A 6924-nucleotide genomic window follows, 5' to 3' on the forward strand; every position below is an offset into this window, starting at 1 on the left:
TATATATAAAATCTAGGTACGATATTTTTAGTTTTATAGAAATCCACTACTTCATCTACTATTATTTGTGGATTTAAACTTACTACACTTACATGTGCATGATTTGCATCATAATAATATGGATTGCTTTCATTACAAAATATAGACCCCCATGATTTCTCTATTCGGCTAGTAAAGGTTTCAAGATATGCAAAATCAAGCTCAAGAACATTTTTTAAACTAGTCATACGGTATTCCCTCTTCTCTATTTATTTCTTCAATATCTTCTTTTCTTATTATACATTTAAATATTTTAATTTTCAGTTTTTTATTTGAAATATTTTCAAGAAAAAATGAATGTAAACTTTCAACTATTAGTTTACTTTCAAATCATCGATTTCATTGAGTTTGGTCCGCTTTATTTATTTTAAGAAAAAACACTAAGAAAAACATACATTCAAATCATTGATTTCAAAAGATTTGTGAGGGCACTTCGTATTTTACGCTGTACTGATTACTTCAGATCCTAAAATTTAAATATCCATTTTATCCAACAAAAAAAAGAACATCTGTACCAATAGATGCTCTTTCTTAAAAGGAGTCTTACATATAATATATGCTCGTCCTATTCAAATAGTGCAAAACAACAAGAACACTTCTTAGTTCGAGACAATCTCCACATCTAAAGGCATATATAATTTGAACATAAAAAAACTTCTTACCTAAGAAGTTTTTTTATGTAATTCTAAGTTGTCCTTAGCCTTGTGGATATTAAGAATAACCATAATCAAAAAAGAAATTGGATGCTATTAAGTATTATGCTTGTTCTGATTGTTGAACATGTAATGGAGGCGGAATAATCCAACCTTTTTTCTTATTCAGACGAAGTAATACAGCACCAGCTTGTGCTTTTTTCATATGGAATTGACCAAACATCATTCCTATATCTTCTCTAAGGGATTGTCCCATAGCTTGGCTACATGCTACTAAACCAGCAGCAAGACCTGCAGAAACCATTGCTGCAATTTCTGCGTCATTTATACGAGCACCAGGGGGGATCGTTTCAATAGATGCAACTGGTCTTTCTGGAGGTGCTGGTGGTAATGCAACACCATTTAATTTCAATAAATTTTTTAATTCTTCAACTTCTGATTGGATATCATTCTCTACAAGGTTTTCTAAAAATTTCTTTAAGTCCTCATCTCCTGTATGGTTAATGAGAACTTGATAACCAGCAATTGTACCTTGTGCAGCTGCAAGATAGCTCCAAATTCCAAAGACTTCTCCGTAATGCATTGGTTCATGTTGTGGATTCCCACTTAAAACACCCATTAATATATTCCTCCTTAAAGAAAATAAACCATTGAAAATTTTTCTTAATACAGAAAAGAAATTTCTAAAAATGTTCTTCACTAAAGAAAATGAATTCTTATAATTCATTTAAAACAACCTACCCACACATAGTACTTACATGATGTAGGATATACTGTTATAAAGATTTTATTCTTATAAATATTACATACACTTTCAGTTAACATAACACCACTTATAGGTAGTAAACAAAAAGGATCACTCTTTGTTATATAAGAAGTGATCCTTTTTGTTTACTTATTAAATAAACGATTCCACAAAGAATTTTTTTGTTTTGTAATTGCAAGCTGTTGAATACTTCGTATATTTTCCATCAACATTTTATCCCTTTCATTTGCTCGGTTTTCTTGTCGAGTAAGTTGATGTTCCATACGTTCTAGAATTTCTCTATCACTTTTTCGTTCCTTCTCCATCTCTTCAATTTTTTCTAATAGGTGTCTATTAAGTTTGTCTTGCTCTTTTATATAATCTATTAAACTTTGTATAGATTCATTTGTCACAGGAGTTAGAGAACGGCTAGAAGAGTGGGTTTCGCTTTTAGATTCTTGTTGTATTTCTTGGAGAGCGTCCCCCGTTCTTGATGAAGAGCGGTTTCCTTCACGCTTAGATATAATAACTTTTGCAGCTTGTTCTAAGTTGAATTTTTGCTCTTGTACTAAACTTTTAAACAGTATAAGTGTATCTTGATCATAGTGAGTATAATAGCGAGTACCATCATCATTTTTCTCCCAGTAATATCCGTTCTTTTCTAGCGCGGCAGCCCACTTTCTTAAAGTACTTACCCCGATATTTAATCGTTCACTCATTTCTTTGTTTAACAAGACATATTCATATTCTTTCAAGCTATCACCTCACTCTTTAGAATATCACAAATTTTCTTATAGGCGCTCGTTCACCCGCTCTTCAATGATTATTCGAGAATTTAAGAGAATTCCCTTTGAGTTTAAAATTGGCCTGAGTAGAACACAGTAAATCAACTACCTTTTTTATACAAGATTTTATACAAATTTTTGTACTAATACAGGATATTCGTAAACCTGAAAAACCTTAGTATCTCCACAATGTATAAAATCATGCATAACACGATAAAAAGAGAAAACGCACAAACCCAATTGTATCAAAGGTTTGTGCGTTTGCCTTGCTACCGATAATGATGCGTTATGTTAACCGAGCATGAATAGAACATTCATCATTTTTTCTCTTGTATTCACTTGTACTAGAATTAAACTAGTCTTCAAACCAAAATAACACTTCGATTGGTGCTTTTAAAACTTTTGCAATATCGTAAGCCAATTTTAATGAAGGGTTATATTTTCCGTTTTCGAGATTACCAATTGTTTCTCTTCTAACTCCAACCTTATTAGCTAAATCTCCTTGGGACATATTTAACTTTACCCTATATTCTTTCATCCGAGTAATCAACGTCATCCTGCATCCCTTTCTTTTCTCTACGTTCAAATATTTCTAAATTAATTACAAAAGTAACTAATGGTATTCCAACTGCAAGTGCAACGAATAATCGAATTACATGTATATCTGCAAAAATAACAATACTTAAGATTAATAAAACACCTGATACTAATGATACTAAAAATGCTTTTGTGGCAGCAATGCGAACATGTAGAATAAAAAGTTCATCTGGTATAACTTTTGCATATAAAAAGAAAGAAAAGAAAGCGAAAAAGTAATATGTAAATGAAGTTTCACCTAAAAATGAAAGAGGACCTAAAAACCCTAGAAATCCAATAAATCCTAAGTAAGCTAGTTTATTTTTCATATAAATTCTCCTTTTGTGATATATTTCGCTCTTTATGTTATAAATATATCACATAAAGAGCGAAATAAAAAGGAATTGAAACTTTATATCTTTGTTTCAAACCAATACTTTTAACTTCCGCTTTCGAATTTTACGTCAACTAGTACCTCTTACAAGGGCTAGTTGTTTTTTATAGTAGCAAAAATGAAATTTTATTGTTAGAAAATGTCTTAGCCTATAACGGATCTTGACGAAGAAATTGGTCTTTGCCCTGTCCTGGGGTCCGTCCTCGCTTTTTATTCCACGGTTCCCTTGACCACGAGCCTCCGAACCCTCAAACTCCCAAAGCCAACCCCAGCGGGCAAAAACCGCCCTTCTGGGGCCACCTCTGGTGAGTTTGCATGAGGGTTCCCCTCATCGTCAAGGAACTTTCGCGGCATAAACGCCAGGACTCAGATTATAAATTCTCAAAAATCATTTTCCAAACAACCTATTGTTTCTCACTATATTCTCTAAGTGGCGATACCCCCTCTTTTTCCATTTGCTAAAAATCGAGCAAAGCGACAACCGTTTTTTTAGAACGAAAAAATGAAATTTTGAGACCGAAAAAACGGTAAAGGTTGTAGAAATCTCTTATCAAGTCAAAAACACCGTTTTTGGGGAGTGGACGCCCACTCCCGTAGCTTGCCCTCCTCTTTTTTTTCTTTTAGAATTCTACACTTAATTACTACTTTATCCTTGGTTATAAGAACACTGGTACTAGACTATACGGCCAGGATCGTAGCCACGCCACAAAAAGTTTTCTAATAACCTTGCAATAAATCACAACTAAAATCATATTTTTAACTTTTTAATATAGTAAATTTTAGTGAAAAGATAAAAACTTTTATAAAAATGGAAATTATGAATCAAAAAAGAGAGAAGAGCATAAGGAGTTTTTGCCCCCACCGTAGGTGTGGGGCTAGGCAAAGCCTAGCAAAACAATGAGGGCAAGAAATTATTATCAATGAGTACTCATTGACTATACAAAATCAATAACTGTGCACTTGGTGATGACTCAATTTCTTTTGCATGAGCACTCAATGATGACCCCAAAAATATAAATGAGTACTTACTGAGGACATGATATTTTTAATAAATTGCAATCAAACATTACTTTAAAATACTAAAAGAGATCAGTCTAAAATAAGTAAATATAAAGTTATAATTTAAAAACAAACAACAATAAGATATAAAATATCATTCAGACGCTCCAGAATCCCTTTTAAAGAATATAAATTTAAAATAATACTATTTGTCGTAAAAACAAAAATATGCGCTTAAATAGAAAAATAAACAGTTTTGAATGAATGTTTTCGTTTGCTTTTGGGGTGGAGGCTGGTTCGTCGTGTGGGGGCGAAACCCCACGTATTACGTATCTATCTGTATGGTAAGTGAAATTATAATTCGATAGCAGGAGCGGTTCGGCTCGTATAATAACAAATTCAAGCCGATAATCTTAGATAGTTGCTTTTGGATGTATCGGCTTGGTAATATCCAAACTCGAGCCGAAAAAAGTTTTGCAAGGATGTAGCAAAGCGAAAAGGGTGGAGATTTTCTGTAGCAAAGCGAAAGAAAATACGACCCGTTCCTTGCGGAACTTTTAGCTATTTCTATATAGAGTGAGAAGGGACAAGCATATCAAAGTGAAAAATAATCAGTAATATCAAGGGTTTCAGGATTTTTCGTACTTACCGTTTTTGGTAAGTAAACTTACCGTTTTTGGTAAGTACGAAATTAATAAAAAAAGCCTACTAAATTAAAGTAGACTTAAAATAATTTGATAGGTAAATTTTTAAGTGGTTTAGGAACCTTTTTAAACATTGCTTTAAGTGTTGGATTGACTTCATCTCTATTCCCTGAAAACATAATGTGAGGATTTACAAACAAAGCATACGCCCTAACATTATTATCATCAATACCACTTTCTGAACGAGCTATAATCCCTTTATCAATCAATTTTCTAACTAATGGACTAACCTTCGTTTCATGTCTTCCGATTTTTTTAGCTAATTCTCGCTGAGTTAATGGAATCTGTTCTTTAGAATTAATATCACTAACTAAACAATTACTTAAAAAACCTACACACATTGAAATATCCAGTAAAAATACCTTTTCAGCATTTGTTAAATAATCAATTTCAAATAAATATTGGATGTTTTGTTGAATGATCTGAACAAACTTCGCTTTATTCTTCACTTTACGTTCAGGAACTAATTTCATTCCTCGTGAACTAGCCTTTGCTTGAAGTTCATTTGCTAAATACATCTCTTCTTCTGACAAAATCTTCGAACTCTCAATATCTCTCAATCTTGAATTTCTTTCAGATTGTTTTAAATTGATAGTATTTGTCATAACTTTTCTCCCCATTCCTAGTATTTACAACTAGTACGGAGACTCTTTTTATGCTATTATGTAATTAGAATTTTATAAGAATAAAAAAGCCTCTCATTATAGTTGTTTCTCGACAATTCAATTATATCATGATTGGCTTTTTTTGTTATAACTAAAAGAAAAAGAGTCCTATATACAGGACTCTTTTTTATGTTTCTAAAAATAAACTTTTGAATAAAAGATGGCTTAACATCAACTATCTTTCATGGCCTAGTACCAGCATTCTTGTAACCAAGAATAAAGTAGCAATTAAGTATAGAATTCTAAAGGAGAAAGGGAAAAGGGCAAGCTAGGGGTTTGTCATGACAAACCCCAAAAACTACGTTTTTGACTTGGTAGGAGATTCCTACAACCTATACTGTTTTTTCGGGCTCCAAATTTCATTTTCTCGTCCTAAAACAGTTGTCGCTTCGCTCGATTTTCTATCTTAATAAAAGTAAATTTTTGATTAAAAATTTACTTTCATTAAGATAGAAAATCATAAAAAAAACGACCTCTAATCCATCCGTTTTTTTATGTTTCTTTTGTCTAAAATTACAGAAGTAATAAGCAAGACGGTTAATATAGTAATTACTTTCAAATCACTTTCATCTTTTAGAAAAAATGAGTACAAAATATAAATCACCAGTAATACTCCACCAATAAAATCTCCCCTTTCTGAAAAACCACATTTATCCAATTTTAACATGAAAAAGTAATTCGATTCCGATATTCCATAATTGGTTTAGATGTAAACTTTTAGATATTAGTTTACTTTCAATACACTTGTTAACTAAATATTTTTTAGCAAAATAAATTGATTTTTTCTATCCCTCATGAATTTCTTTAATACTTTTTCCTTCTAAAAACGCATGTCCCGTTTTAATTTTTTCTACTGTTTCAAATCCATACTTTTCATACACTTTTTCTACTTTTTCGTTAATTGGGATCACCCAAAGATTATCTAGTCCTCTATTCATTACCTCACTTTGAATAAAGTGAATAAGTTCACCTATTAACCCTTTACCTCTAAACTTTTCAATTGTAGCTACACTTTCCATTCGGGCTTGTTTTTCATGTTCAAAAATACAAGCGATGGCACATGCTACTCCATTGTATCTAAGTAGATAGTGAGTGAATGCTGGATGTTGGAATTCATCTTGAAAAACTTTTTTTCTAACTTCGCCCCCTAATTCTTTTATACTACATTCAATATCTAAAGCTTCTTCAAAATTTAACTCAGATACCTTTTCAATAGTAACTTTTTCATTTTTATCTTTTTTAGTTAATTTCTTGTTCCATAATTGGACTGGACTTATTAATTCTTCAAATCCAAAATTCTTTATTTGTAATTCAGAAATCAGTTTTTCTTGCATATCTAAGTTGTATATATAAAATCTAGGTAC

At 31.7% G+C, this 6924-nt stretch carries 6 protein-coding genes and 1 pseudogene; all 7 read right to left on the reverse strand.

Annotated features, from left to right (window positions below):
* Window positions 1-227, reverse strand: a pseudogene (locus COO03_RS13600) (GNAT family N-acetyltransferase); the annotation flags it as partial.
* A gap of 568 nt (window positions 228-795) precedes the next feature.
* Entirely contained in the window at window positions 796-1311 is a 516-nt protein-coding gene (locus tag COO03_RS13605; protein WP_097897693.1) for a DUF3231 family protein, read from the reverse strand.
* 272 nt (window positions 1312-1583) lie between these two features.
* On the reverse strand, window positions 1584-2192 hold the full coding sequence (locus tag COO03_RS13610; RefSeq protein ID WP_002170141.1) for a MerR family transcriptional regulator: 609 nt from the start codon (window positions 2190-2192) through the stop codon (window positions 1584-1586).
* A 385-nt stretch (window positions 2193-2577) separates the two neighbouring features.
* The gene (locus COO03_RS13615) at window positions 2578-2778 is read right to left on the reverse strand and encodes a helix-turn-helix transcriptional regulator (protein ID WP_000172689.1); all 201 of its coding nucleotides are present in this window, start codon (window positions 2776-2778) and stop codon (window positions 2578-2580) included.
* Complete coding sequence (locus COO03_RS13620) at window positions 2747-3127, reverse strand: DUF3796 domain-containing protein (protein ID WP_097897694.1); 381 nt, start codon at window positions 3125-3127, stop codon at window positions 2747-2749. Before COO03_RS13620 ends, COO03_RS13615 begins: the two co-directional genes overlap by 32 nt.
* Window positions 3128-4915: 1788 nt before the next feature.
* The gene (locus tag COO03_RS13625) at window positions 4916-5500 is read right to left on the reverse strand and encodes a MarR family transcriptional regulator (RefSeq protein ID WP_097897695.1); all 585 of its coding nucleotides are present in this window, start codon (window positions 5498-5500) and stop codon (window positions 4916-4918) included.
* Between the two features lie 845 nt (window positions 5501-6345).
* A partial coding sequence (locus COO03_RS13635) for a GNAT family N-acetyltransferase (RefSeq protein ID WP_097897697.1) occupies window positions 6346-6924 on the reverse strand: 579 nt, incomplete at its 5' end.

This window comes from Bacillus sp. AFS098217 (assembly GCF_002551815.1).
Taxonomy (GTDB): domain Bacteria; phylum Bacillota; class Bacilli; order Bacillales; family Bacillaceae_G; genus Bacillus_A.